Origin of the sequence: Dyella marensis (assembly GCF_900112865.1) — a bacterium.
GTDB classification, from domain to species: domain Bacteria; phylum Pseudomonadota; class Gammaproteobacteria; order Xanthomonadales; family Rhodanobacteraceae; genus Dyella_D; species Dyella_D marensis_A.
On sequence record NZ_FONH01000012.1, the window covers coordinates 51,949 to 74,051 of the forward strand.

The 22,103-nt window shown below is 66.0% G+C and carries 22 protein-coding genes and 1 other RNA gene; 3 read left to right on the forward strand and 20 right to left on the reverse strand.

Annotated elements, in window-relative coordinates; all coding sequences use genetic code 11:
• Positions 1-98 precede the first annotated feature (98 nt).
• From BM172_RS15095 to BM172_RS15190, 20 genes are all read right to left on the reverse strand, one after another.
• The gene (locus BM172_RS15095) at positions 99-725 is read right to left on the reverse strand and encodes an NHL repeat-containing protein (RefSeq protein ID WP_143096538.1); all 627 of its coding nucleotides are present in this window, start codon (positions 723-725) and stop codon (positions 99-101) included.
• Positions 726-787: 62 nt separating this feature from the next.
• Positions 788-2,104, reverse strand: coding sequence for an XVIPCD domain-containing protein (locus BM172_RS15100; RefSeq protein ID WP_051548342.1), 1,317 nt, complete (start codon positions 2,102-2,104; stop codon positions 788-790).
• Between the two features lie 34 nt (positions 2,105-2,138).
• Positions 2,139-2,840 (reverse strand): hypothetical protein, encoded by a 702-nt coding sequence (locus BM172_RS15105; protein ID WP_026633744.1) that lies wholly within the window; start codon positions 2,838-2,840, stop codon positions 2,139-2,141.
• Between the two features lie 175 nt (positions 2,841-3,015).
• Complete coding sequence (locus tag BM172_RS15110) at positions 3,016-4,284, reverse strand: peptidoglycan-binding domain-containing protein (RefSeq protein ID WP_231504122.1); 1,269 nt, start codon at positions 4,282-4,284, stop codon at positions 3,016-3,018.
• A gap of 50 nt (positions 4,285-4,334) precedes the next feature.
• The gene (locus BM172_RS22555; RefSeq protein WP_051548340.1) at positions 4,335-4,925 is read right to left on the reverse strand and encodes a hypothetical protein; all 591 of its coding nucleotides are present in this window, start codon (positions 4,923-4,925) and stop codon (positions 4,335-4,337) included.
• Positions 4,926-5,228: 303 nt separating this feature from the next.
• On the reverse strand, positions 5,229-5,555 hold the full coding sequence (locus BM172_RS15120) for a hypothetical protein (RefSeq protein WP_026633742.1): 327 nt from the start codon (positions 5,553-5,555) through the stop codon (positions 5,229-5,231).
• 161 nt (positions 5,556-5,716) lie between these two features.
• Positions 5,717-6,205, reverse strand: a complete 489-nt coding sequence (locus tag BM172_RS15125; RefSeq protein WP_177218822.1) for a DUF4189 domain-containing protein — start codon at positions 6,203-6,205, stop codon at positions 5,717-5,719.
• A 2-nt stretch (positions 6,206-6,207) separates the two neighbouring features.
• On the reverse strand, positions 6,208-7,293 hold the full coding sequence (locus BM172_RS15130) for a TrbL/VirB6 family protein (RefSeq protein ID WP_035322396.1): 1,086 nt from the start codon (positions 7,291-7,293) through the stop codon (positions 6,208-6,210).
• Positions 7,294-7,344: 51 nt separating this feature from the next.
• On the reverse strand, positions 7,345-8,127 hold the full coding sequence (locus BM172_RS15135; RefSeq protein ID WP_026633741.1) for a DUF4141 domain-containing protein: 783 nt from the start codon (positions 8,125-8,127) through the stop codon (positions 7,345-7,347).
• 29 nt (positions 8,128-8,156) lie between these two features.
• A complete protein-coding gene (locus BM172_RS15140) occupies positions 8,157-10,631 on the reverse strand; it encodes a VirB4 family type IV secretion/conjugal transfer ATPase (protein WP_026633740.1) in 2,475 nt (824 codons plus the stop codon).
• 67 nt (positions 10,632-10,698) lie between these two features.
• Positions 10,699-11,004, reverse strand: coding sequence for a VirB3 family type IV secretion system protein (locus BM172_RS15145; RefSeq protein ID WP_081805017.1), 306 nt, complete (start codon positions 11,002-11,004; stop codon positions 10,699-10,701).
• On the reverse strand, positions 10,997-11,383 hold the full coding sequence (locus tag BM172_RS15150) for a TrbC/VirB2 family protein (protein ID WP_428844771.1): 387 nt from the start codon (positions 11,381-11,383) through the stop codon (positions 10,997-10,999). The genes BM172_RS15145 and BM172_RS15150 overlap by 8 nt, the downstream gene beginning before the upstream one ends.
• A 182-nt stretch (positions 11,384-11,565) precedes the next feature.
• Positions 11,566-12,603 carry a lytic transglycosylase domain-containing protein gene (locus BM172_RS15155; protein WP_081805016.1) on the reverse strand — a complete coding sequence of 346 codons (1,038 nt, stop codon included), beginning with the start codon at positions 12,601-12,603 and terminating at the stop codon, positions 11,566-11,568.
• A gap of 25 nt (positions 12,604-12,628) precedes the next feature.
• The gene (virB11, locus tag BM172_RS15160; RefSeq protein WP_026633737.1) at positions 12,629-13,663 is read right to left on the reverse strand and encodes a P-type DNA transfer ATPase VirB11; all 1,035 of its coding nucleotides are present in this window, start codon (positions 13,661-13,663) and stop codon (positions 12,629-12,631) included.
• Positions 13,664-13,681: 18 nt separating this feature from the next.
• Complete coding sequence (locus tag BM172_RS15165; RefSeq protein ID WP_026633736.1) at positions 13,682-14,926, reverse strand: TrbI/VirB10 family protein; 1,245 nt, start codon at positions 14,924-14,926, stop codon at positions 13,682-13,684.
• Positions 14,923-15,693, reverse strand: coding sequence for a TrbG/VirB9 family P-type conjugative transfer protein (locus BM172_RS15170; protein WP_026633735.1), 771 nt, complete (start codon positions 15,691-15,693; stop codon positions 14,923-14,925). Before BM172_RS15170 ends, BM172_RS15165 begins: the two co-directional genes overlap by 4 nt.
• Positions 15,690-16,667, reverse strand: a complete 978-nt coding sequence (locus BM172_RS15175) for a VirB8 family type IV secretion system protein (RefSeq protein ID WP_035322394.1) — start codon at positions 16,665-16,667, stop codon at positions 15,690-15,692. The genes BM172_RS15170 and BM172_RS15175 overlap by 4 nt, the downstream gene beginning before the upstream one ends.
• Positions 16,668-16,709: 42 nt before the next feature.
• Positions 16,710-17,177: a TcpQ domain-containing protein gene (locus BM172_RS15180; RefSeq protein ID WP_035322393.1), complete on the reverse strand. Its 468-nt coding sequence runs from the start codon at positions 17,175-17,177 to the stop codon at positions 16,710-16,712.
• A 603-nt stretch (positions 17,178-17,780) separates the two neighbouring features.
• Complete coding sequence (locus BM172_RS15185) at positions 17,781-18,137, reverse strand: YraN family protein (protein WP_026633733.1); 357 nt, start codon at positions 18,135-18,137, stop codon at positions 17,781-17,783.
• A gap of 13 nt (positions 18,138-18,150) precedes the next feature.
• Positions 18,151-19,968, reverse strand: coding sequence for a penicillin-binding protein activator (locus tag BM172_RS15190; protein WP_026633732.1), 1,818 nt, complete (start codon positions 19,966-19,968; stop codon positions 18,151-18,153).
• Between the two features lie 89 nt (positions 19,969-20,057).
• Here BM172_RS15190 and rsmI point away from each other — a divergent pair, with 89 nt between their 5' ends.
• The 3 genes from rsmI to mraZ all read left to right on the forward strand — a co-directional run bounded on the left by rsmI (position 20,058) and on the right by mraZ (position 22,053).
• The gene (rsmI, locus tag BM172_RS15195; RefSeq protein WP_026633731.1) at positions 20,058-20,891 is read left to right on the forward strand and encodes a 16S rRNA (cytidine(1402)-2'-O)-methyltransferase; all 834 of its coding nucleotides are present in this window, start codon (positions 20,058-20,060) and stop codon (positions 20,889-20,891) included.
• A 24-nt stretch (positions 20,892-20,915) separates the two neighbouring features.
• Positions 20,916-21,281, forward strand: an RNA gene (gene rnpB / locus BM172_RS15200) — RNase P RNA component class A.
• A 325-nt stretch (positions 21,282-21,606) separates the two neighbouring features.
• Complete coding sequence (gene mraZ / locus BM172_RS15205) at positions 21,607-22,053, forward strand: division/cell wall cluster transcriptional repressor MraZ (RefSeq protein ID WP_026633730.1); 447 nt, start codon at positions 21,607-21,609, stop codon at positions 22,051-22,053.
• Positions 22,054-22,103 lie beyond the last annotated feature (50 nt).

Sequence of the window (22,103 nt, forward strand, 5' to 3'; positions counted from 1 at the left end):
GGAGATGAGCGCCAGGAGCACGGCAACCGCTCGTACCGGCGCGACGGTAACCGCCGCCGCGCATGGTCGCGGCGGCGATGGCATGACGGCACCCATGCTCAGTGCAGGGTGACGGTGAACGGCAGGTGCTTGTCCGGATCGGCCAGGCGGAAGTACTCGCCGCTGACCGCCACGCCGCCCTTGCCAGCCAGGTGGAACGCGTCCTCGCCCTTGTCGACCCAGGCCGAGGTGGCATCGGCGACGCCGGGCATGTTCACCTCGCGGCTGGCGGTGGGGTTGCCGGTGGCGGCATCCAGCTCGAGCACCCGCAGCAGGGTCTGCGACGTCGACTGCGCGGGCTGGGTGTCGGCCTGCAGCAGCACGTAGACGGTGCCGCCCTTGTGCAGGCAGTGCGTGGCGCGGCCCTGCACGGTATGCGTGGGCAGCTCCAGCGCGCGCGTCCACAGCACCCGGTTGGCGCCGGTGTCCTCGACGTAGACGAACGGCTTCTGGTTCGTGCCGTCTTCGTCGGCGACCGCGCCGACCACGCATTGCCGGTTGTCGCCGGCCGGTTCGGCAGCGTAGGAGGAAAAGCCCTGCGGTACGGCGGCGGCCGGCGCCGCCGTCGCAGCCGGTGCTTCCTTGGGTGTTGCATCCTTGGGTTCCGTACCGACGGCAGCGGCGCCCTGGGCCAGGCACAACAGCATCAGCGGAAGGGCGAATCCAATCCTGGTTCTGATCGACATGGCATGTCTCTGCGGAAGGAGCCGGGCCTGCCCGCATCGCGGACAGGCCCGGGCGTTGCCGGTTAGACCGAAACGCTGGGACCCGTCTGCACGGGCGCCGGTTGCTGCTTCTGCTGCTGGTGCTGCTGCTGGTTCTGCGCCTGCGTCGCCGTGGCCTGTTCCAGCGCCGCGGTGCTCTTCTCCAGCGGCGTGTTGACCGCCTGCGCGGTATCGACCTCGGCGGTGCGCTTGAACGGCGAGTTCAGATCGCCCTGCACGGCATAGGTGCGCTTGGCGTCGTCGCTGAGCACCGCATGGTCGATGCGCTGCAGGCCTTCCTCGCGTGCGCGCACCGCCAGCGAACCGGCCAGCTGGCCGCTCTGGTGGTTCGGCTCGCGCTGGTGCGCGGCGTCCAGCCGGTGCACCGCATCCAGCGCCTGCTTGTACAGGCCGTTCTCGGGATGCGCCGGGTTGTCCAGGCGCATCGGCGCCGGGGTGTGCCCCGCCTCGTGCTGGCCCAGGGCCAGTTGCTTGTGCAGCGCCCTGGTGGTTTCCGGGCCGACCACGCCGTCAGGCTTCAGTCCGTGTTCTTTCTGGAAGGAGCGCAAGGCGTCGTCCGTCTTCGGACCGAAATGGCCGTCCGCATGCAAAGGCGCTTCGCGGCTGGGATAGCCGAGCCTGGCCAGCTCGTTCTGCAGGCTCATGACGTCGCCGCCGCGCGCTCCCTTATGCAGGTATTCCTCGTGGCCGTGCGGCTGTTCCTTGCGCGGCGTGGCGGCGGTGTTGTCGTGCGGGCGGGCGGCCGCAGGCCCCGTCGCGGCGGGAAGATCCGCCTGGCCGCCGTGCACCGGCGCGTGCGTGCGGAACTCCGGCTTCGCGCGCAGCGCCCCGACGATATGGAAATCGCCGCCGTTCCAGTAGCTGCCTTCGCCGCGGGCCGTGGTAAGCGCGGGGCCGGTGCTGACCTGCGAGCCGTAGAACTCGATATTCCCCTTCGGGTCGTAGCCCTTGAAGATGCCGACGTGCCGGCCGTGCGAGCTGTTGAACATCAGGATGTCGCCCGGCTGCAGCGAACCCGGCGTCTTGCTCGCCTCGGCGGCGGGGACGACGTCGAAATGCTTTTGCGCGTAAGCCGTGGTCTGGTTGCCGGTAAACAGCTTGCTGGTGTCGAACGGCGCGTCGCCGACGTCATAGCCGGCGTTCTTCAGTCCGCGCCATACCAGCGAGGAACAGTCCACGCCGCGGAAGCCGTCGCCGTCCAGATCCTGTTCGGTGCGGCTGGGATCGGTGTGGCGATTGCCTACCTTGTTGTTGAGGGAAAGATCGCCGCGGCCGTATTCGTACTGACGGCCTTCCAGCGCAAAATGGTGATAAGCCTCATCCAGGATTTCGCGACCCATAGATCCTCCGAGTGGTCGTTAGAGAAAAGGCTGCTCAAAGTCCGTTGGAAAACTCTTCTACCGCGGAAACGCTGACCCACCCGGCCGCACAATCGACGAAGCGGCCATGCTCCAGGCGGCACTGCCCCGTGGGAGCCGTGCCGGACCAGTCCACGGCCGGCAGGCCGCGTGCACCGCAGATCTCCCGGTCTTTGCAGGCGGGGATGGACTCCGGCGGGATCGCCGTGACGTACAGCCAGAGCCGCTCGCCGACTTGCTTGCGAGCATCGGCCGCGATGCAGACGAACTGCCCCTCCCGCAGCTTCGCGACGGGCGAAGCCGGGAAAGGCGCAAAGCTGGTCTGCAACAGCACCGCGGCATCGCCATCGGCATGCACCAGGCCGTAAAAGCCATCGGCACCGCATCCCTCAGGATAGACGGCGATCCGGTACTCGCCCGCCACGCACTCCGGCGCCCAGTCCTTGCGCTGCTGCGTGCAAGCGACGCCGGGAATCGCGGTGACCGGCCGCAGCTGCGATGAGTCGACCGGCAGCCCTGGCTTGGCGGCCGCGGTCGTCGTCGCAACGGCAGGGGCCGCCACCGGGTTGTCCGCCTTGCCGGCGACGGCTGCGGTCGCAGCCTTGCCGGGAGCGGTCGCGCCGGACGGCACCGGCAACTGGCCGTCCGGCGCCGGATTGCCGCATGCCACGAGCAACAGGCAGGGCAGCAGGCGAAGGAGCGGTTTGATGCTGGCCATGACGGTGATTCCTTGAGATCGGTTCGTGCGGTGGTGTGCCCGGCGACAGGAGCGAATGTCGACGCGGGCGGGCGGTGCGGCTTGGAACGGGGCCGCGGGAGAAAAGGTTTCAGGGACTTTGCGCAGATACATGTGACCGGGGCGGTGCGTATGCCGCCGCCCCGGGCCTTGCTGCTTACCTCTGCGGTGCCGCCTGAGCCTGCGTCTCCTGCGCCTTCTGGTTTGCGTTGGCCGCGGTCTGCTGCTGGCCCGCCTGGGCCAGTTCGCGGCTGCTTTGTTCCAGCGAGGTGTTGACCGCCTGCTGCGTGGGCACCTCCGCCATCTTCTTGAGCGGGGAGTTCAGATCGCCCTGCACGGCGTAGAGGCGGCTGCCGTCCTCGCTCATCACCACGTGATCGATGCGGGTGAGACCGGCGCGCTGCGCGGCGACGGCGAGGGAGCCGGCCACGTTCTGGCTGATCTGGTCCGGCGTGCGCTGGCGGTCGGCGTCGATCTTGTGCACGCCGTCGAGCGCCTGCTTGAACACGCCGTGCGCGGGATGCTCCGCATCGCCCAGGTGCTGGCCGCCGCGCTGGGCCTGCAGCTTCAGCTCGCGGTCGAGCGCGGCCTGCGTCTGCGGGCCGACCTGGCCGTCGGGCTTCAGCCCGTGGTCCTGCTGGAAGGCCTTGACCTTGGCTTCGGTCTGCGGACCGAACTGCTTGTCCGTGTGCAGGTCGTAGCCGAGTTTGTTGAGCTCCCCCTGCAGCTTGCCGACGGCTTCGCCGTGCGCGCCTTCCTTGAGCACGCCGGGCTTGTTGCTATCGCGTGCCGGTTCCGGCGCGTGCTGGCCGGGCGCGCGCTTCATCAGCTGGTCCAGCCCATCGCGGTTGCGCGTGATGTCGTGCAGGTAGTCGTAGTTGCTGGTGCCGTTGCTGTCGCGCATCACGCGGCCGCCGGTGGCCGCGGCGACGGCGCCGCCGTAGCCGGCGATGTGGCGCGCCTTGAGGAAGCCGGCGATCTTCTCGGGCTTGTCGTCCTCGTGCAGCACGCCGTTCTTGACGGCCTGGTGGTAGGCCTTGCCGCTGTTGATGCGGAACGCGTCGTCCTGCAGCTCGGCGGAGCCCTTGTACTTGTCGAGGCTCAGGCCGTGCTTCCAGTTGGAAGGATCGTTGAGGAACTCGGTCATGTGGCCCTTGGAGGCCCACGCCCATTCGCTGCGGTAGCCCTTCATGGCTTCCTGCAGCTTGTCCTTGTCGACGTAGCCCGCGTCCGCGAGCCAGCCGGCGCCGGCCTGGTAGCGGCCGACATAGCCTTGCTTGTTGGTCACGCTGAGATTGCCGCCGCTGCTTTCCGTCATGACGACGGAAGCGACCAGTCGGCGGGTCATCGCGTCGTCCAGACCGGCGATGTTGCCCTGGTGGTATGCCTGCGCAGTGGCCACTGCGTGCTCTCGTCTATCAGCCATTGCTTACTCCTTAGTGGATGACGATGCTGGTTGAGTTGTAGGTGGAGGTTTTACGTCTCCTTACAGCGCATGGCCTCCATCCGCTGCGCCGGCTTGCTCCGGTAAAACACGAAGGTGGTGCTGCCCGGGCCCTGGTTGCCGCCGTCGTCGTCGATGAAAGCCTCGGCGAAGACGGGCGCCGCACTGGCCCCGAGCGTGATCTGGTAGAAGGCGTTCTTCTGCGTGTTGGCGGCAGTGGTGCCGAAATCCAGCTCGCACGAGCCGCCGATGGACTTGATCGCGGCATCGCCGCCGAGCTGGTGCTGCAGGATCTCCTGGAGGTTCTCGCTGGGATAGAACTTCACCAGCGCGATCGACTGCACCGCATTCGCGTCGCCGTTGAGCGTGACGCCGACATTGCCTTCGTTGTCCTGTTTGGTGCCTGCATCCTCGCCCGTCTTGCCATCCGGCACGTCGACCATGCCGAAGCCCGCCAGCAGCAGGTTGCCGCTGCGGTAGTGCGACATGTCCGGACCGGTGCCGTCGGGATTCTCCAGCGGCCTGGCGTCGCGCCACTGCACGCCGGGCACGGCGTCGAACGCCGGCCAGGCCGGCGCATGGGCCGCGGAGAACACGCCGAGAAGGTTCTGCAGGGGAGACATGGCACTCTTTCCTTGAGTTGCGGCGGCGGCCTGCGCCGCTGGAGCGGAAGCCGCCGCTGCCGGAGCCTTCGCCGACGATGCGGCGGCAGGATCGGCGGATTGCGATGAGCCACACGCGCTCAGCGAAGCCAGCAGCGCGAGCAGGAGAATCTTCCGTGGGCTCATGGAACGAGGGGTCCTTTCATGCTGGCCGTCGAGGGATTTCACCTGCTGCGGCGGCGTAAGGCAAGTGCAAGGTATGTGCGGAACTGCCCGAAATTCACCGCCCACCTGCAATGCAGGTGGGCGGAGTCGGCATCAGTTTCAGTTCGTGTCAGTCGAAGCTGCGTCGCCGCCGGCCTCAGCCACCTTGGGCGCGCTGCCCAGGTTGCTCGCGCTGCCGCCGCCGATGAAGGCCTGCGGGCAGACGGTGGCGTAAAGCCCCGCGGACACCGGGTTGAAGCAATACGGATTGGTCACCGTGAACGCGCCCGTCATCGGGCTGATCGGCGCCCAGCAATCCGTCGGCACGCCGATGGTGCAGAACAGGTACGGGTTATTGCCGTAGTACGGAATCGGCATGTAGAAACCCTGCGCGGCCGCGGTGGAACTGGCGGCCATCAGGAGGACGAGCAGGAGTGATTTCTTCATGGGCATTCCTTCGCGGCTGTAGATAAATCTTGGGTTCTGGTACTAGAGACGGGTAGCGCTTGCGACGCGTGGAGCGCTCAGTCAATTGACGATTGCTATTGTCGATTTAAGACAGGTGATTCCGAAGCTTGCTTCGTTTCCGCCGGTATATGCGAATAGAGTTACCGGACCAATTTAGGTTGACTGCATTGTGTGTAGATCACTTTGCAAGCCGCGTCTCCGCATTGCGCGAGCGCTGCCTGCTCAGATTCAGGTATCGTGTTGCGACTGGCTGCTCCAAATACTGTGTCGTTCGCGGCAAGAGCTACGCATCCGTTGGCATATGAGGCAATGATTTGGCACTGCGTGGCGCCTTGATCCAGGCAGTTTTTCATCGCGATCTGCTCAGCCTCTTTCTTGCTGGCCTTATCGCGCGAAGCGCCCGAGAACCTCGTCACTTGCGCATCCACGGCAACGGCGCCCCAGCGGGAGACCCAGGTGACGCTAGGTGCGGGCTGCGCCGCACCACCTTGGTTGTAGCCCGGTATGGGCCGGCAAGAGCTGACGCCCTGTCCTCCTTCGGGAATCATGCCGGGAGGGCAGCCTTGTTCCGCATGAAGCACGGCACTAAAGCTCAACAAGCAAAGCAATAAGGTGAGCAGGAGTTTCATGCTCATGTTTCTCTTGTAGGTACAGAAGTTTTAACCTGGTCGGCGGATGCCGTTACAGGTGCGCCAGGTGTCCGCACGCCCAGGCCAGGGGGTGGGGGCGATTGGCCGATCCTCTGATCTCCCATACTGTTATGCGTCGGCCTCGGCGCATAAGACCCTGCCGGCTGCCCACCTTCTCCCGGCCTGGTATTCGCACCACCCATCGCGGAATACGTCAGGGCGTTGCCCATCGTGCCCTGGAAGAACATCGCAGCCATCGGCGGCACGCTCACGATCAGCACGGTCATCAGCAGGCCGATGCCGCCTTGCTGCATGGCCAGGCTGGACAAGCCTTCGGCAGGCTGGCCGGTGAGGCTATTGATCATGTTGGCCGCCCATAGCGCCTCGGCGACGCTCAGGCACAGGCGCATGGCAATCGCCGTGACCACCGAAAGCATTGCCATCGAGAACAGGGTGCCTAGGCCATACATCAACCATTTTCGGAACAGTTCCTTGGTTTGCTCGAAGATCAGGCACAGGATGAACAGTGGTCCCAAACCGATGAACAGCGCCATAGCGAACTGATAGAGCAGCAGCATGGCGCCGGCGGTCATCGGTGGGCTGGCGGTGCCGAAGGTCGCCATCAGCTCGGCCCTGCCTTTTTCCGACGCCATTTCGATGTCGGTGGGGTTCACCCTGATGATGTCGATCGCGGACAGGGCCAGCTGGGTCTTGGCCAGGTTCTTGTCGATCATGTCATCCGGCGAACTGGCGCTGCCGGTGAAGATGAAGTTGATGTGCTTGCCCAGGTCCGTGGTGAGCAGTTCCTGGATATCGTTGCCGGCGACGGCGAGGGATGTCGCTACCGACACGATGAACACGATCTTCGCCATGTTCGCGACCAGGGCCATCATCGGCTCCTTGGTCTGGCCGGTGACCATGCGATAGCCCTGAATCATGATCCACAGGGTGACCAGGATGACCGCGAAGGTCGACACCCAGAGCGACATGCGCCCTAGGACGTCCTCCTGGAAATGGGCGATCTGGCTCTTCAGATAGCTGTTGACCAGCGTGAAGAAAATATAGTCGCCAGTAGTTGCTGCAGGCATAGCACCCAGTTCCTTAGGTTCGTGTCGCGAATAGCTTCAATGCGGAATGGCTCAGTTGCCGCTGTTGAGTTCGTCGAAGGCGAGCTTCAGCGTGCCGGCCTGGACGATGGTACCCAACAGCGTGCTCTTGCCCTTCATGGCCGACTGGCCGAGCTGGGCCTGCTGGTTCTGCAGATACTGGATCATCTGGTCGTCGGCCTGGACCTGCACCTGCCACAGCCGGATTTCGGCTTCCATGCTGGCCTGGCCGCGCACGATATTGGCCTGCGCGCCGGCGAGCGCGCCCTGGCTGCTGCCGACCATCTGGGAGATCTGCTCGAACTGCTGCATGTAGCCGCCGTAGACGGTATTGATGCGGTTGAGCATGTCCACGGTGACGTTGTACTGGTGGTTGCGCCGCATCACGATCTGCTGGCAGATCTTGAGCTGGCTGTCCGCCACCGAGTCGGTGAAGCTAGGCATGGCCAGGGACACCAGGGAGGAAATACTGGGCACGCCATCCTTGGATGACGGGCATGCGTCCGCCACGCCGTCGGTCAGATTGACCCTCTCGTACGTGGTGTTCAGGGTCAGTACGCTGCTGAAGCTCATGCTCTGCAGCGAAATCAGCTGCTGCGCGTAATGCTGCAGTACTGCCTGATACTGCGCGATCTCCTTCGCGTACTGCCCCACGGTAGTGGCGAAGTTGGCCGCATCCTGCGCAATGTGCGAGGGATCGACCACCACCCACTGGGCCTGCGCCTGGTTGGCGAACAGTCCGACGAGCGAGGCCAGGCCGAAAGCGACGGCGGCCGGGAGCTTGAGCAGACGGGGAGTGTGCTTTTGCTTGGTCATGGCACGGTATCCGTAGTCGAGGGTTGGGGTCAGCCGGCCGCGGTGCGGCGGGGGGTGGTCTGGTTGCCGGCGGGCGAGCTGGGCTTGCCCTTGCCGCTGCCCTTGCGGCGGTCGTAGAAGGTGGGCAGCCACTGGTCGGGCTTGAGGTCGCCGGCCGGAACGCCGGCGGCGTTGGCGTGCTCGGCGAGCACCTGGTGCATGATTTCGATGTTGTCGGTGGAGGCGGAGATCACCGCCAGCGCATCGTCCAGGCCGCGCAGGTTGAGCTGGCACACCGACGAGGCATGGCCCTGCTTGACCAGGAAGCAGCGCGAGCGCTCGTCCAGCCCCACCACTACCTGGTATTCCGCTTCCGTCAGCTTCAGGCCGTTGATGTAGTCGTCGCGGCTGGCGTTCGGGTTGGGCAGCAGGATCATGGTGGCGGTCTGCTCGATCAGCGCCGCGGAGATGTCGCTGGCCAGCGCGTCCTCGGGACTCTGCGTGGCGAAGATGCCCATGCCGTTCTGCTTACGGATGGTCTTCTGCTTGTTCTTGGCGAATTCCTTCAGGCCGCCCTTGCCGTCCAGGATCTTCCAGAACTCGTCCATCACGTAGATCAGGCGGCGGCCGTCGATCAGCGACTCCAGGCGGTGCAGCAGGTAGTTGATCACCGGTGAGCGCACTTCGGGGTTGTCGATGATGTCGGTGTAGTCGAAGCCGATGATGTTGGCTTTCTGCAGGTCGATGGTGTCGACCGGGTTGTCGAACACCCAGCCCAGCGAGTTGCCGGCGGTCCACTTGCGCATGCGCACGAACAGGCCGTCGTCGCCCATGTTGGGCAGGCTCTTCTGGAAGTTGGTCATGGTGCGCAGGTGCATCGGCGTGTCGAGGATGGCCTCGACCGCGCGGAAGATGTCGTCCTCCTCGCGCGAGCTGTACACACTCTTGCCGGCCAGCACCTTGATCAGGTCGGACAGGAACTGCACGTTGGCTTCGTTGTTCTCGCACTGGAACGGATTGAAGCCGGTGGGCTGGCCGTTCTCCAGGGCGAGATAGTTGCCGCCGCAGGCGCGCACGAAGATCTCCGCGCCCTTGTCCTTGTCGAAGAAGAAAATGGTCGGCGCGGGCTTGAGCTTCTGCACCTGGCTGAGCAGGAAGTTGATCAGCGCGGTCTTACCCGTACCGGACTTGCCGATCACCATGGTGTTGGCGATCGCCTTCTCGCCCAGCGAATTCTCGCCCGGGTGGGTGGCGTGGAAGTTGAAGTAGTACGGCTGGCCGTTGGTGGTCTGCAGGGTGGTGACGCAGTCGCCCCAGGGGTTGTTCTCCTTCTTGCCCAGCGCGAAGTTGTGCAGCGGGGACAGGCCCAGGAAATTCAGCGAGCTGACGTTGGCCAGGCGGGTGCGGAACTTCCAGTTGGCGGGGAACTGCGAGTAGTAGGAGGAGGTGACCGCCAGGTCTTCCTTGATCGAGACGAAGCCGGCGTTGGACAGCTCCGCGCGGGTGGCGGCGATCTGCTGCGACAGCTGCTCGTGCGTGGCCGCGTAGATGGTCATCATGAAGTGGTACTCGCCCAGCACGAAGTTGCCGGAGGCGAGCTGGTCCATGGCCTGGTCCATCTCGACGATCTGGCTCACCGCCTTGTCGCCGGAGGAGATCATCATGCCCTTGGTGCGCTCCAGCGCCTTGAGCGCGTCCTGGCGGCCCATCGGGCTGAACGAGTGGGTGACCACGTATTCGAAGTCGAGGTACTTCAGGCCGTTGAGGATGCCCGGATAGGTGCCGTCCGGATATTCCTTGATGTTGAGCACGGCGCCGAAGTGATTGACGCCGGTGGGCGTGGTGATCACGAAGTCGCCGGTCTTGGCGGAGAAGCGCTGCTTGCTCACCGGCAGGTAGCGGTACACCGGCGCCTGCAGCACCGGCACCGGCTCGTCGATGCGGTTGAGCAGGTAGCCGAAGAATTCCAGCGGCTCGGAGAACACGATGCCGTTGCTGGCCTCGTACATGCCCAGGCGGGTGGGCGAGTACTCCTTGAGCACGGCCTCGACGTTGCCGGCCAGCTCCAGGATGGTGGCGACCGCCTGCTGCTGCTCGGCTTCCAGCTGGCTGACGTTCTCCGACTTCTCGGCGAAGCGCTTGCCGCTCACCACCGGGCGGTAGATCAGGGTCAGGTACAGCTCGTTCTGCATCAGCTTCTGCGCGGACAGCGCGCCGTAGTAGGCGTCCGACAGGCCCTGGTTGAAGGTGTGCTCGAAGCGGCTGTTGTTGACCAGCTTGCGGCGGCGGCGCACGTCGTGGACCCAGAAGGCCACGTTGACGAAGTCGGGCGCGCGCAGCGTCTGCAGCATGCGGTTGAAGGTGTTGTGCCGGTGCTCGAGCTCCCATTCCTCGCGTCCGACGAAGGGCAGGCCCTCCAGCCGCCACACGAGCATGAAGTCGCCGCCCGTGGTCTTGAGCACGGTCGGGGATACATGGGTGGACAGTGGCAGGAATTCGCTGATGGGTGCGTCTGACGTGAACATGGCTCAATGACCGGTGAGGTGTCGAAAAGGCCGCCCTCGGCGAAGTCTTCGCCGAGGGGCCCTTGTGTTACTTGTTTTTGTGATCCCGATAGGCATTGGGGGTGAACACCCACATGCCTTCGTTCTGCTGCAGATTGCGCACCCGGGTCCGGAACTGCAGGCGCAGGCCCAGCAATCGGAAGATCAGCTCATCGCGACGCGCCATCTGGCGCATCACCATGACGATCGGCGGGATGATCGCCAGCAGCAGCATGTTGCCGGAGTACATCGCCAGCAACAGGCCGCTGCCCGCCCCGATGAAGAAGGGCACGTACGGCACGCCCATGAACATGGGCGGGCGCGTGCAGCCCCGGAAGAGCGCGTTCTTATGCATAGTGCTGCAGGATGTGCAGCACCGCGGCGCTGCAGGTGTTGCCGGTGTCGCCGATCAGCATCTTGGCGATCTGGGCCGCCGCGCCGATCAGCACGCCGCCGATCAGGATCGGAGCCACGTCGCCGATGCGCTTGTGGGCGAACGCGATCTGGTAGCCGGAGAAGATCACGGCGATGGTCACCACGGCGATCGAAGCCATGTTGAGCAGGCCGTTGACGTTCTTGAAGAAGCCGCAGACCTTGGTATCGGTGCCGGCGAAGTCCTGGGCGAAGGCCAGGTCGGGCATGGCGATGGTCGCGACAAGGACCAAGCCCATGATCATCATGGCGATCATGTTCTTGTTGGTCATGGTGGTCGGGATGGAGAGCTTGTTTGCCATTGGACGGTTCCTTCTTGGCGGTTCGATAAAGTGGGCTTCAGCCCCTGGGCTTCAACTGCAGTACGACGGTCGTCCCGGCCTTGGCCGAGCTTGCTGGCGGCCCGAAGGCCTTCGCGGCAGGCCAGGCGAACCCGCGCACGAATGAGTGGAGCCGCGCCCGTGCGGGCGGCGTCTCGCGAAAGTCAGAAAACGAAGGCGGCATCTTGGCCTCCCTGGCGCAGATCGGCCCGGTCGGAGCCCGGCGCCCGGTTCGCATTGCCGCCGGCCACGCCCGCCTGGGCAGCGGCAGGTGCAGCGGCGGCGGCTTGCGGCGCGCGATCGTTGGGCCCGCGCACCACCGGCGTGAACACGCCATCGTCGGGTGCCGCGGGCTTGGCGCCATTGCCCGCCGGCGCGCCGCCGACGATGCCGGCCATGATCGGCTGGTTGTCGTCCTGGTCGCTGCCCTGCTGCTGCGCTGCACTCTGCTGCGGCATCGCCTGCTGCATGGTCTGCGCAAAATTCGGATTGGCTACGCCCTGCGGTGCGGCCTGGCCGTTGGCCGGCATGCCCTGCGGCATCGCCTGGCTGCCCGCCGGCTGCATGCCCAGGCGCCCGGCGAGCGCGTTGACGGCGGCACTGGCGGCGGTATCGATCGCCACGCTGCGCAGCGCCACCCGATAGGACGCATCGTCGATCTGCGTGTTGACCACCGGGGCGACCCGGCGGCCGACGTTCTGCGGCTGGCCCTGCACCTGCAGCGGGATGGCCTGGGCCGCCGGCGCGCTGTTGCTGGCCAGGCGGATGCCGCGGCCCATCGAGTCGAAGATCTTCTGGACGTAGCCGTCGCGGTAGCCGGTGGTGAAATTGCCGGAGTAGTAGCAGCTGAAGGCCTTGCCCCAGTCTCCGCCCGCGCTGGCGTAGCAGCCGGCGAGGATGCGCGAGCCGGCTTCGAGGTTGCCGCAGGTCGAGAAGGCCTTCTCGAAGGTGTCCAGCCCGTACTTGCCGAAATTGGCGCGGTTGACCTGGGACAGGCCCACCGAATAGTTGTAGCCCTTGCTCTCCAGCATCTGGACCGTGGCGATCGCTTCGTCGAGGTTCTGCGGCTGGCGCATCAGCTGGCCGCCCACCACGCCGATGGCGTAGGGGTTGGAGCTCGACTCGACGTTGACGACGTGCTGCATCACCTGCGCCGGTACGGCGAGGTTCTGGCAGGCCATCATTTCCAGTCCGGTCAGCATGGTCGGTTCCCGCGCTCCTGGTCGCTTACGCCGCCGCGAACTGGCGGGCAGGGTTGAAGTCGATGCCGGTGATGTAGCGACGGCCGGCGTGCGCCTTGATGTGCACCACGATGTCGATGGTCATCTGCAGCAGGCGCTTGATGGTCGAGAACTCCAGTCCCGAACCTTCGGCGGAGGCCTTCACCATCAGCGCCAGCTGGTCCCAGGTCTGTTCCGGGCTGCCGGCGTGGCAGCTGGTGATGGAGCCCGGATGGCCCGAGGCGCAGTTGCGGATGAAGTAGAACGATTCGTCGCCGCGCAGCTCGGCCAGGATGATGCGGTCCGGCTTCATGCGCAGACAGGCTTCCATGCAGCTCTTCGCGGTGACGTTGCTGGTGCTCTGGCCGCCCTTGGAATAGAGCAGGTGCACCACGTTGGGCTGGTCGAGGAACAGCTCGCGGGCGTCCTCGATGCTGACCAGCCGCTCGTGGTGCGGGATGTGGTGCACCAGCGACTTCATGAAGGTGGTCTTGCCGCTGCCGGTGGCGCCGGAGACCACGATGTTCTTCTTGTACAGCACCGCCTGGCGGAAGAAGTCCGCGTAGCGGCGCTGCGTACGCAGGTCGAGCAGCTCCTGGTCCTGGCTGCTGACACCGTGCGCGTCCTCGATGATCTCGCTGAAGAAGCCGTCGTCGTGGTACTGCGCCAGCGTCTTGGTCTGCTTGGACGGCAGGCGGATGGTGATCGAGACCTTGCCGGCCTCGACCGCCGGCGGGATCACGAACTGCGCGCGCTGCCCGGTAGGGAAGGTGAGCGACACCACGGGGTCGGCATCGGTGATGCGCTGCCCCGTGTTGCTCTCGTTGACGACGGCGGTGCAGAACTGGCGCGCGCGGTCGAAGGTCAGCGACGGGATTTCCATCCGCTGCCATCCGCCCCGGCTCTCCAGGTACAGCTCGCCCGGCTTGTTGATACAGATTTCCGTGACCTCGGGCGAGGCCATGAACTCCTTGATGCCCAGCACTTCGTACTGGTACTCGAGGAATTCGTTGGAAACCTGGGCGAGTGCGCCGTCATCCATACCGGTTTATCTCGTTCCTCAGAGACGGGCGACCACGCTGCTGAAATCCACGTCCTTGGCGACGTAGACGTACAGCACCGTACCCTGGTTGATGGTCACCGTCGGCTGCCGGTTGGCGGCTTCGCGCACGGCCTGGTTGGCCAGCATCTGGATGGTGGCGGCGGTGTTGCTCTCGAACGGCGACTGCGTCACCACGCCGTTGCTGACCGTGGTCTGGCGCGGGCCGTGTTCGGCGGCTTCGTACTTGAACGCATCGCTGAGCAGGCTGATCAGCAGGGCCGCGCCGATGCGGCTGGGCCAATGCGCGTCGTACTGGCCGGGATGGCCGGAGCTGCCGAGGTTGTCCATGCCCGGGCTGGACATGTTCACGTCGATGCCGTTCGGGGTGAGGATGCGGTCCCAGATCACCGCGATGCGCGGGCCGCGCGGCACGGACTGGTACTTGCCCAGCACCTTCGAACCCTTCGGCAGCAGCAGCTTGTGGCCGTTGAACGAGTACACCGGCTCGGTGACGATGCAGGTGGTGAAGCCCGGGAAGTCGCTGATGATGCGCGTCTCGAGCACGCAGCGGATGTAGGTGCCGCGCTGCATCAGCGTGTCGGGGTTGCGCATGGTCTGCGCGTTGGCGTTCTTGTCCAGCGAATTGAAGCCGAAGTCCGGACGGTTCGGATCGCCCTGCGCCTGCTGCGGCTGGTTCGGATTGCCCGCACCCGGCATGCCGGGCAGGTAGGGGTTCGCCGGCGCGGTCGGATTGCCCTGGCTGTCCACGGCCTGCGCCGCGGAATTGCCCACCATCATGCGGCGCTCGAGCAGGGTCGGGCCGCGCGGGCCTTCCTCGCGCTTGGGCTGCGGCAGCATCGGATTGGGCGGCGGCAGCGGCGCCTGGGTCAACTGGATCGGCTCGGCCTGGCGCTGCGGCGGCGGAGGCGGCAGCGGGATCGGCCTGGGCGCGTCCGGCACGGTGACGGTTTCCTCGCGCGCTTTCTTCGGCGCGTCGTGACGCGAGGTCACGCCGTTCACCAGCCAGAACGCGAGCACCACCAGCAGCGCCAGGATGCCGCCCATGAAGCCGAGCGCGCGGCGGTTCATGCGCTTGAGGTCATTGGAGCGCAGCTGCGGCGCATTGGCGTCCAGGTCGGGGACGGACTGCTGCTGCTGGTAATTGGAGTGATAGGGATTGCTCGACAACGGCTCGCCGCTGCCTTGCGGATTGTCCTGCGGCGCGCCCTGGCCGCTGCCCTCATAAGGATTGTTCGAGCTCACTTTTTGGTGTTCCTTCGCAGGCCTACGACGTTGTCGCCGTGACGGATGACCAGGTACGGATAGGTGCCGTGCACGATGATGGTGTTGCCCTCGACGGTGGTGTTCACCAGCGAGTCCTCGCCATGCTCACGCTCGCGCATGTACACGGCGGGAAAGTCGCCCGTCGGAAACTGCGCCATGTCGGGCAGCTTGATGTAGGTGAAGTGCGCGTCGTCGTAGACATTGACCGGGATCAGCCAGGGCGACTTCTTGCCTTGCCGCGTGGCGTAGTCGTAGTCGAAGTTGTAGACACGGTCCTTGTGCAGTTCCGAGCTCTGCTGCGGTACGGCCGAGGTCTTGATGGCCTCGTCCGCGAAGCTGGTATCCGCCGGATAATTGAACGTGATGCGGTACTGCACGCCGGCACGCTTGGCCTGGTCCAGCGCCTTCCAGTCCGTCGCCACCACCTTCAGCTCGAAGATGTACGAATGCGTCTCCGTGCGGATCATCAGGTTGGTGTCGACGTCGACGTTCTTCGGCTTGAGATAGAACACGTTGTCGCGGCGCGACAGTTCCCAGCCGTTGGCGAAGCCCGTGCTGTAGTCGAGGATCTTCTCGTTCGGGCTCAGCTCGATCTGCGTGGTGATGCCCAGCGCGGTGCGCACCTGGTAGATGCGGTCAGGCTGGTACTCGTACTGCTGCACCACCTGCGCGTGCGCGTGGGGCGCAAGACCCATGGCGGCCATGCAGATGGCGCCAGCCAGGGCTAGTTTCCTCGTTCGGTTCATCGACGGCCGACTCCATTCGCGGTGTTACGGGCGGGCGCGGGCGCTGCGGGCGCCGGTGCCGTGGTCCTGGGGGCTTCGCGCTCCGGAATGGGCGCTTGCGGCATCGGCGCGGTACGCAGGCCCTCGTCGGCAGCCGGTGCAGCGCCTGGCTGCACGGTCATGGTGCCTTCGGGCTGCGCAGCGGGCTGCTGGGCGACGGGCTCGGCGTTTGGATCGGCCGCGGCCGGTGCGACCGGGGATTCTTCCGGCGGCGCCGTGGCGTAGTCGCTGTCCACGCGGTAGCTGGTGACCTGGAAGCCGAGCGGGTTCTCGATGCGGTACTGGTCGTCCATCTTCAGGTTCGACTTGTAGGCGAACTCGATGGTGGCGATCTTGCTGTCGAGCGGCTGGGTGGCGCCGGTCTGCTTGGTGTAGATGCTGCGCTGGAAGCGCACGGTGGCGCCGGTGGGCGTGCGGCCTTCGCCGCCGCCGATCAGCACGATGCTGAGGATCTTCACGCGGATCGCGCGCTCGCGGCCGTAGATCTTGTACGGGCTGCTCGGGTTGTTGGCCGCGTGCAGCATGCGGAAGGCCTGGGCCACGTCCGGCGAGGACATCACCAGCACCGTGCCCCAGTCGCGCAGCGTCATGGTGGCGACGTCGAACGACTCGCGCGCCAGCACGAAGTGCGCGACGTTGCTGCGGTTGATCGCCTCGCTGGTGCTGATCTGACGGTTGGTGAAATCGTCCGTCAGGCGCGCCACGGTGGCGGTGCCGGTGTAGGCGTCGGCCATCACCATGTACGGCACCTTCTCCTTCAGCGGCAGCATGTAGAAATAGCCGCCCGCCAGGATCAGCGACATGACCAAGGAGGAACCTGCGACCCACCAGGCGCGGCGTTCGCTGCGCTTGGCCAGGTCGGCGACGGTCACTTCGAAATTGACCGACTTGGCCACGGCCTCGTCGATCTTCTTGCTGGATGTGCGCTTCAGCATCGGCCCAAACCCGTTCCGGAATTCACGACTTTTCCCCTGTGGTTACTTCGCGCCCGGCGCCGCCGGCGCCGGGCTGCTGCTCGGTGCGTCGGCCGGCGCGTCGGCGACCGGTACGCTCGTCGCCTGCACCAGGATCTGGCGCTCGTCCGAGCTGACCGACACGTTCTGCGCGGCATAGATGGACGACAGCTCGGCCGTGGCCGCATGGATGTCGTTGGTGTGCAGTTCGGAGGCGCGCTTGTAGAGCGTGTAGTCCGACGGCAGCTGGTAGGACAGCTGCATGCCGGTGTCGCGCGCCCAGCGCGTGAGCATGTTCTTGAGCGTCTCGTCCATCGGCGAGGCGTAGAACGTGTAGCCCTTGGCCAGCGGAATCTCGGTGGGAGCGTCCTGGAAGCGGTTCACCGCTTTCCAGGAGCCGCCGAAGTCCTTGGCGGGCGAGGTGCCGCATCCGGTCAGTGCCAGGGTGGCGAGTAGCGAAGCGCCCAGCAGGGCCCGTTTGAAGAAATCCATTTTCACGTCGTACCCACTAAGTTGTAAGGAAAACAGCCGAAGTCGAGGCGGTAAACCGTTCGCCGCACGGACACGCGCCCGAAACAGGGGCATGCCGATGACACCGGCACGGGCCGGCGGCGCCAGATTCAAGGCAAGCGAAGAAGCGTCGGTGCGCGAGAACGCGCCGGAATCCTTGACGGTCCGGTGCGGAGGCAGGCGGTGGAGCCGCCGTTTTTTTTCCCCTGTCGCGCTACGGCGATGGCGGGCGACGCGAGCGCCCGCGAAGTGAAGTGCATCGATTCCATTCAGACTCCCTGTCTAGTCTGGCTTCTTGCGACCGTCCCTTAAAAACCCCTGCATGCGGGCGGTTAAATATGCGGCCTACACACGTTCTCCAAGTAAACCGCACATGAAACATCCGGGGCCAGACCCCGAGCGGCGGATTGTGACGCAGTGCGCCTAAATTTGCCAACACGATGTGTAGGTACGGCTTTTGCTTGGTGTTTGAAACATTGTCGCAAACAAGACATAAAACAGTGGCTTGGGCATTTGGACGTCTAAACGTCCGGCCTTAACAAGCGGCCTTGTGCAGTGCGTTTTCGGGCCAATTCTGAAGATTTGTCAACCGGCCTGAAAGGCGTCGCGCCACCAGGACATGCGCGCACCCTCGACCGGTCCGTCATAGCAGACCACGTCGAAGCGACAGGGGCGCTGCGCATGGCGCGGGTGGGCGGCCAACCACAGCTGGGCGGCGCTGATCAGTCGGGCCTGCTTGGCGGCGGTGACGGAGCTGGCCGCATCGCCATGGGTGGCGCGCACGCGGTGGCGCACCTCGACGAAGACCACGGTGTCGCCGTGGCGCATCACCAGATCGAGTTCGCCATGGCGCGTGTTGAAGTTGCGCGCGAGCAGCGACAGCCCGGCCTGCTGCAGGGCGTCGCATGCGCGTTGCTCGAACAGCGCTCCCGCGACCCGCATCGGGCAGGCCTGGTCAGCCCTGGCTGGGCGGCTGCTCGGTGCCGGCCGGCGGCGTCTGCGGCGGGGCGCTGTCCATCTGCAGGCTGCCGCTGAGCGGGTGCGCCAGGCCGTCCTGGAACTTCGCCCACACCAGCACGCGGCGCACGCGCCCGAACTGGTCCGCGGTGAGCTGGCCACTGGCGCCAGGCAGGTAGCTGCCGGTGTGCTCGCGCAGCCAGTCGACGTAGGGGATCAGGTTCCATGCGTCCATGCCAAAGGCGAACAGCCGCGCCGCGGGGCCGCGCGCGCTGGGCAGCTGCGCGGCGATCTCGCCGTGGTCGGGCAGGCCCGGCTGGGCGTCGAACAGCCACGGCGCGTCGCAGAATTCGACGCCTTCCAGGTCATGGTTGGCGCCGGCATCGTCCACGCCCGCATACACGTGCGAGGTGGCGAACACCGGCAGGCTCACCCGCGCCAGCCGCAGCTGGGGCAGCAGCAGGCGGGCCTGTTGCGGGCGCATGCTGATGAACACGCCGGCGTCGTCGCCGGCATTGGCGGCATTGAGCCCGGCGATCAGCGAGGCGTAGTTGACGCCGCTGCCATTGAGCGTGGCCATGGCGGCGACCTTGCCGCCGCGCGCTTCCAGTTCTGCCTTGAAGGCGTTGGCGGCGCGCTGGCCGTAGTCCTCGCCGGTCACCACCACATAGGCGGTGTGCAGGCCGCGCTCGACCATGTGGTCCGCCGCCTGCGCGCCCTCGGTTTCCGGCAGCAGGCCGAACTCGGCGACGCCGCCGGCCGGCAGGCTCTTGTCGTCGGGATGATTGAGCGCGAGCAGCTGCACCGGCAGCTGGGCCTGGCCAAACAGCGCGGACACCTCGCTGCGGGTGAGCGGGCCGACCACCAGCCTGGCGCCGTCGGCGACCGCCTGCTGGTAGGCCTTGACCGCGCCGGCCGGCGTGCCGCCGCTGTCGTAGACCTTGACCGGCGGACGCGGCGCCTTGTTGCGCGCCGCATCGGCATAGGCGGCGAAGAAGCCTTCGCGGATCGCCGCGCCGGCCGCCGCGAAGCTGCCGCTGGCCGGCAGCAGCAGGGCCACGCGCTCGGGCATCTTGTAGCCCTCGCGCACATTGGCGTCCTGCCCCGGAATCATGGTGCCGACCTGCTGCTCCAGTGCCGGTTGCGGCCGCGCCACGGCAACGCCGAGCTGGCTCAGCGCCTCGTTGATCCACGGCAGCATGCGATCGCCCTGCTGCATGGCGCCGGCGCGCTGCTTGAGCGGCTCGACGCCGAGCTTGCCGAGCTGCGAGAGGATCTGCTTGCGGTTCTGCGTCTGGTCCAGGCCGCTGAGGCGATCGTCCATCTCGACGCGGCTGCGCGCGGCGCCCCACGGGTCACCGGTGGCGTCCATCGCCTTCGCGCGCAGTTCCAGCTGGCGCAGCTGCAGGCTCGCCGGCACGGCGACGCCGGGCTGGGTGGTCAGCTGCAGCGCGCGCTGCGGGTTGTTCTGGCTCAGCGCGAACTCGGCCTGCAGCAGGTCCAGCCGCACGGGTTCGTCGCCGGTCAGGCGCTGGCGCTTGATGGTGGGAAGAAACGATGCAGCCTGCTCGAGGCGGCCTTCCTGCCGGTACGCCTCGGCGGCCAGCAGGCGGTAATGATCGGCGGCGCCGGTCGAACTCTGGGCGAGCGCCAGGTAGGCCTGCGCGGCCTGGTCGAAGTGGCCGTCGCGCGCCATCGCGGCAGCGCTCTCCTCGGCGGAGACTTCCGCGGGAGTACGCGTCACGCTCGGCGGCACGCAGCCGGCGAGCGCCAGCGAGATCATCAGGCCGAGGCCTGTGGCGCGAATCAGGCGCATGGAAACGTCCTTGGGATCTGTCGACACGAAGAGCAATTGGGCGATCATAGCCGATCGTGTTGACGGCTTATGTCAGGGGAGTGCCATCCATGTCTCAGGTTCAGCCCGGCTGCTTGTGGGTGGTTGCCACGCCGATCGGTCATCGCGACGACATCTCCGCACGCGCCGTCGAGATCCTGCGCGCGGTCGCCGTGATTGCTTGCGAAGACACGCGGCACAGCCGGCCGCTGCTCGTGCATCACAACATCGGCACGCCGCTCACCGCGCTGCACGAGCACAACGAGCGCGAGGCGGTGGATGCGCTGGTGCGGCGTCTGCAGGGCGGCGAATCGGTGGCCTTGATTTCCGATGCGGGCACGCCGCTGGTCAGCGATCCCGGCTTCCGCCTGGTGCGCGCCGCGCGCGCTGCCGGCGTCCGCTGCACGCCGGTACCGGGCGCCTGTGCGGCGATCGCGGCGCTGTCGGTGGCCGGCCTGCCCAGCGACCGTTTCGTGTTCGAGGGTTTCCTGCCGCCCAAGTCGGCGGCGCGCCGCGCGCGCCTGCAGGAGCTGGCCGGGGAAGGGCGCACGCTTATCTTCTATGAGTCCTCGCATCGCGTCGCCGAAAGCCTGGCCGACATGCGCGATGTCCTCGGCGAAGCGCGCGAGGCGGTACTGGCGCGCGAGTTGACCAAGCTGTTCGAGACCGTGCTCGGCGAACCGCTGGCCGCGCTGGCCGCGCGCGTGGCGACCGATCCGGACCAGCAGCGCGGCGAATGCGTGCTGCTGGTGCACGGCCGCGGCGACGACGCCGATGCGCGCGTGGCGGAAGGCCGCCGCGTATTCGCCATCCTGCGCGAGGAAATGCCGCCGACCCGGGCGGCCAAGCTGGCCGCGTCCATCACCGGTGCGTCGCGCCGCGCTTTATATGAGGGCGGCGACTGAGGCGGTTCGGTTACAATGCGTGGCGGAGTCGGCCGGACAGTCGCGATACGCGCAAGCGCATCGAGGAAAGTCCGGGCTCCACAGGGCAGAGTGCCAGGTAACGCCTGGGCGGCGCGAGCCGACGGAAAGTGCAACAGAGAACAAACCGCCGAACGGCATCTTCGATGCGCGTGGTAAGGGTGAAACGGTGCGGTAAGAGCGCACCGCGCGCGGGGCCAACGCCGCGTGGCACGGCAAACCCCACTCGGAGCAAGACCAAATAGGGGAACGATAACGCGGCCCGCGTTGTTCCCGGGTAGGTTGCTGGAGCCTGGCGGCGACGCCAGGCCGAGAGGAATGACTGTCGCGCCGCAAGGCGTACAGAACCCGGCTTACAGGCCGACTCCGCCTCTTTCTTCCCATCGCATGGACCCGCCGGCCGATCGCCCGGCGGGTCCGGCGTGGGATTTCCTGGAACGGATGCCGGGCATGAACGGTGGTTCATGCCGCAGGCCCCTGCGCCCGGCGCAGGACTGCGAAATGGTTCGCAGGTTTTTCCAAAAAATCCTAGCCATTCAAATACCTCTGGGTATTTCCTAAGAAAAGGCTGGAATTACTGCCACACCACCGCCTTTCTCATTGATTCACAAGCAAAAATCCCTTGACAGTCTCAGGGGGCGAGACTATCGTGGGTTCCCGTGTGAAATCGTGGGAATTCGTGGGAGTTACCTAGACCGTGTTCCAGGGCGAAACCGCCATCACCGTTGACGACAAGGGCCGCCTGGCCATCCCGACTGCCTATCGGGACCAGGTCGCGGACGCGTGCGGCAATCGCCTGGTGATCACCTACAACCCCTTCGAGCCGGGCAGCCTGTGGCTGTTCCCGTATGCGGAGTGGGAGCAGGTGCGCGACCAGGTCAACGCCCTGCCCAAGGTCAAGGCGGCCCATCGCGACATGCAGATGAAGCTGGTCGGTGCCGCGGCCATCGTCGAACCGGATTCCGCCGCACGCATCCTGCTGCCGGCGAGCCAGCGCACGGCGGCGGGCATCGAGAAGAAGGCAGTCCTGCTGGGCATGGGCAACAAGTTCGAGCTTTGGAGCGAACAGGCCCACCTGGCCAAGATCCGCCAGACCATCGGCGAAGACGACATCACAGAAGAAATGGCGGACCTGCGCCTGTAACCGGCCTTAAGTGGCGGCGTAGCGCAGTACTTGGGACGGGAGCGGGAGTG

Bases quoted from the DNA above. Each gene is read 5' to 3' on its own strand.
- BM172_RS15120 (WP_026633742.1), bottom strand. From the start codon at position 5,555: ATGAAGAAATCACTCCTGCTCGTCCTCCTGATGGCCGCCAGTTCCACC.
- BM172_RS15155 (WP_081805016.1), bottom strand. From the start codon at position 12,603: ATGCTGACCGGACTGGAAATGATGGCCTGCCAGAACCTCGCCGTACCG.
- BM172_RS15130 (WP_035322396.1), bottom strand. From the start codon at position 7,293: ATGCCTGCAGCAACTACTGGCGACTATATTTTCTTCACGCTGGTCAAC.
- BM172_RS15180 (WP_035322393.1), bottom strand. From the start codon at position 17,177: ATGGATTTCTTCAAACGGGCCCTGCTGGGCGCTTCGCTACTCGCCACC.
- BM172_RS15185 (WP_026633733.1), bottom strand. From the start codon at position 18,137: ATGCGGGTCGCGGGAGCGCTGTTCGAGCAACGCGCATGCGACGCCCTG.
- BM172_RS15170 (WP_026633735.1), bottom strand. From the start codon at position 15,693: ATGAACCGAACGAGGAAACTAGCCCTGGCTGGCGCCATCTGCATGGCC.
- rsmI (WP_026633731.1), top strand. From the start codon at position 20,058: ATGTCTCAGGTTCAGCCCGGCTGCTTGTGGGTGGTTGCCACGCCGATC.
- BM172_RS15150 (WP_428844771.1), bottom strand. From the start codon at position 11,383: ATGGCAAACAAGCTCTCCATCCCGACCACCATGACCAACAAGAACATG.
- BM172_RS22555 (WP_051548340.1), bottom strand. From the start codon at position 4,925: ATGTCTCCCCTGCAGAACCTTCTCGGCGTGTTCTCCGCGGCCCATGCG.
- virB11 (WP_026633737.1), bottom strand. From the start codon at position 13,663: ATGGATGACGGCGCACTCGCCCAGGTTTCCAACGAATTCCTCGAGTAC.
- BM172_RS15105 (WP_026633744.1), bottom strand. From the start codon at position 2,840: ATGGCCAGCATCAAACCGCTCCTTCGCCTGCTGCCCTGCCTGTTGCTC.
- BM172_RS15095 (WP_143096538.1), bottom strand. From the start codon at position 725: ATGTCGATCAGAACCAGGATTGGATTCGCCCTTCCGCTGATGCTGTTG.
- BM172_RS15145 (WP_081805017.1), bottom strand. From the start codon at position 11,004: ATGCATAAGAACGCGCTCTTCCGGGGCTGCACGCGCCCGCCCATGTTC.
- BM172_RS15175 (WP_035322394.1), bottom strand. From the start codon at position 16,667: ATGCTGAAGCGCACATCCAGCAAGAAGATCGACGAGGCCGTGGCCAAG.
- BM172_RS15110 (WP_231504122.1), bottom strand. From the start codon at position 4,284: ATGGCTGATAGACGAGAGCACGCAGTGGCCACTGCGCAGGCATACCAC.
- BM172_RS15190 (WP_026633732.1), bottom strand. From the start codon at position 19,968: ATGCGCCTGATTCGCGCCACAGGCCTCGGCCTGATGATCTCGCTGGCG.
- BM172_RS15135 (WP_026633741.1), bottom strand. From the start codon at position 8,127: ATGACCAAGCAAAAGCACACTCCCCGTCTGCTCAAGCTCCCGGCCGCC.
- BM172_RS15100 (WP_051548342.1), bottom strand. From the start codon at position 2,104: ATGGGTCGCGAAATCCTGGATGAGGCTTATCACCATTTTGCGCTGGAA.
- BM172_RS15125 (WP_177218822.1), bottom strand. From the start codon at position 6,205: ATGAAACTCCTGCTCACCTTATTGCTTTGCTTGTTGAGCTTTAGTGCC.
- BM172_RS15140 (WP_026633740.1), bottom strand. From the start codon at position 10,631: ATGTTCACGTCAGACGCACCCATCAGCGAATTCCTGCCACTGTCCACC.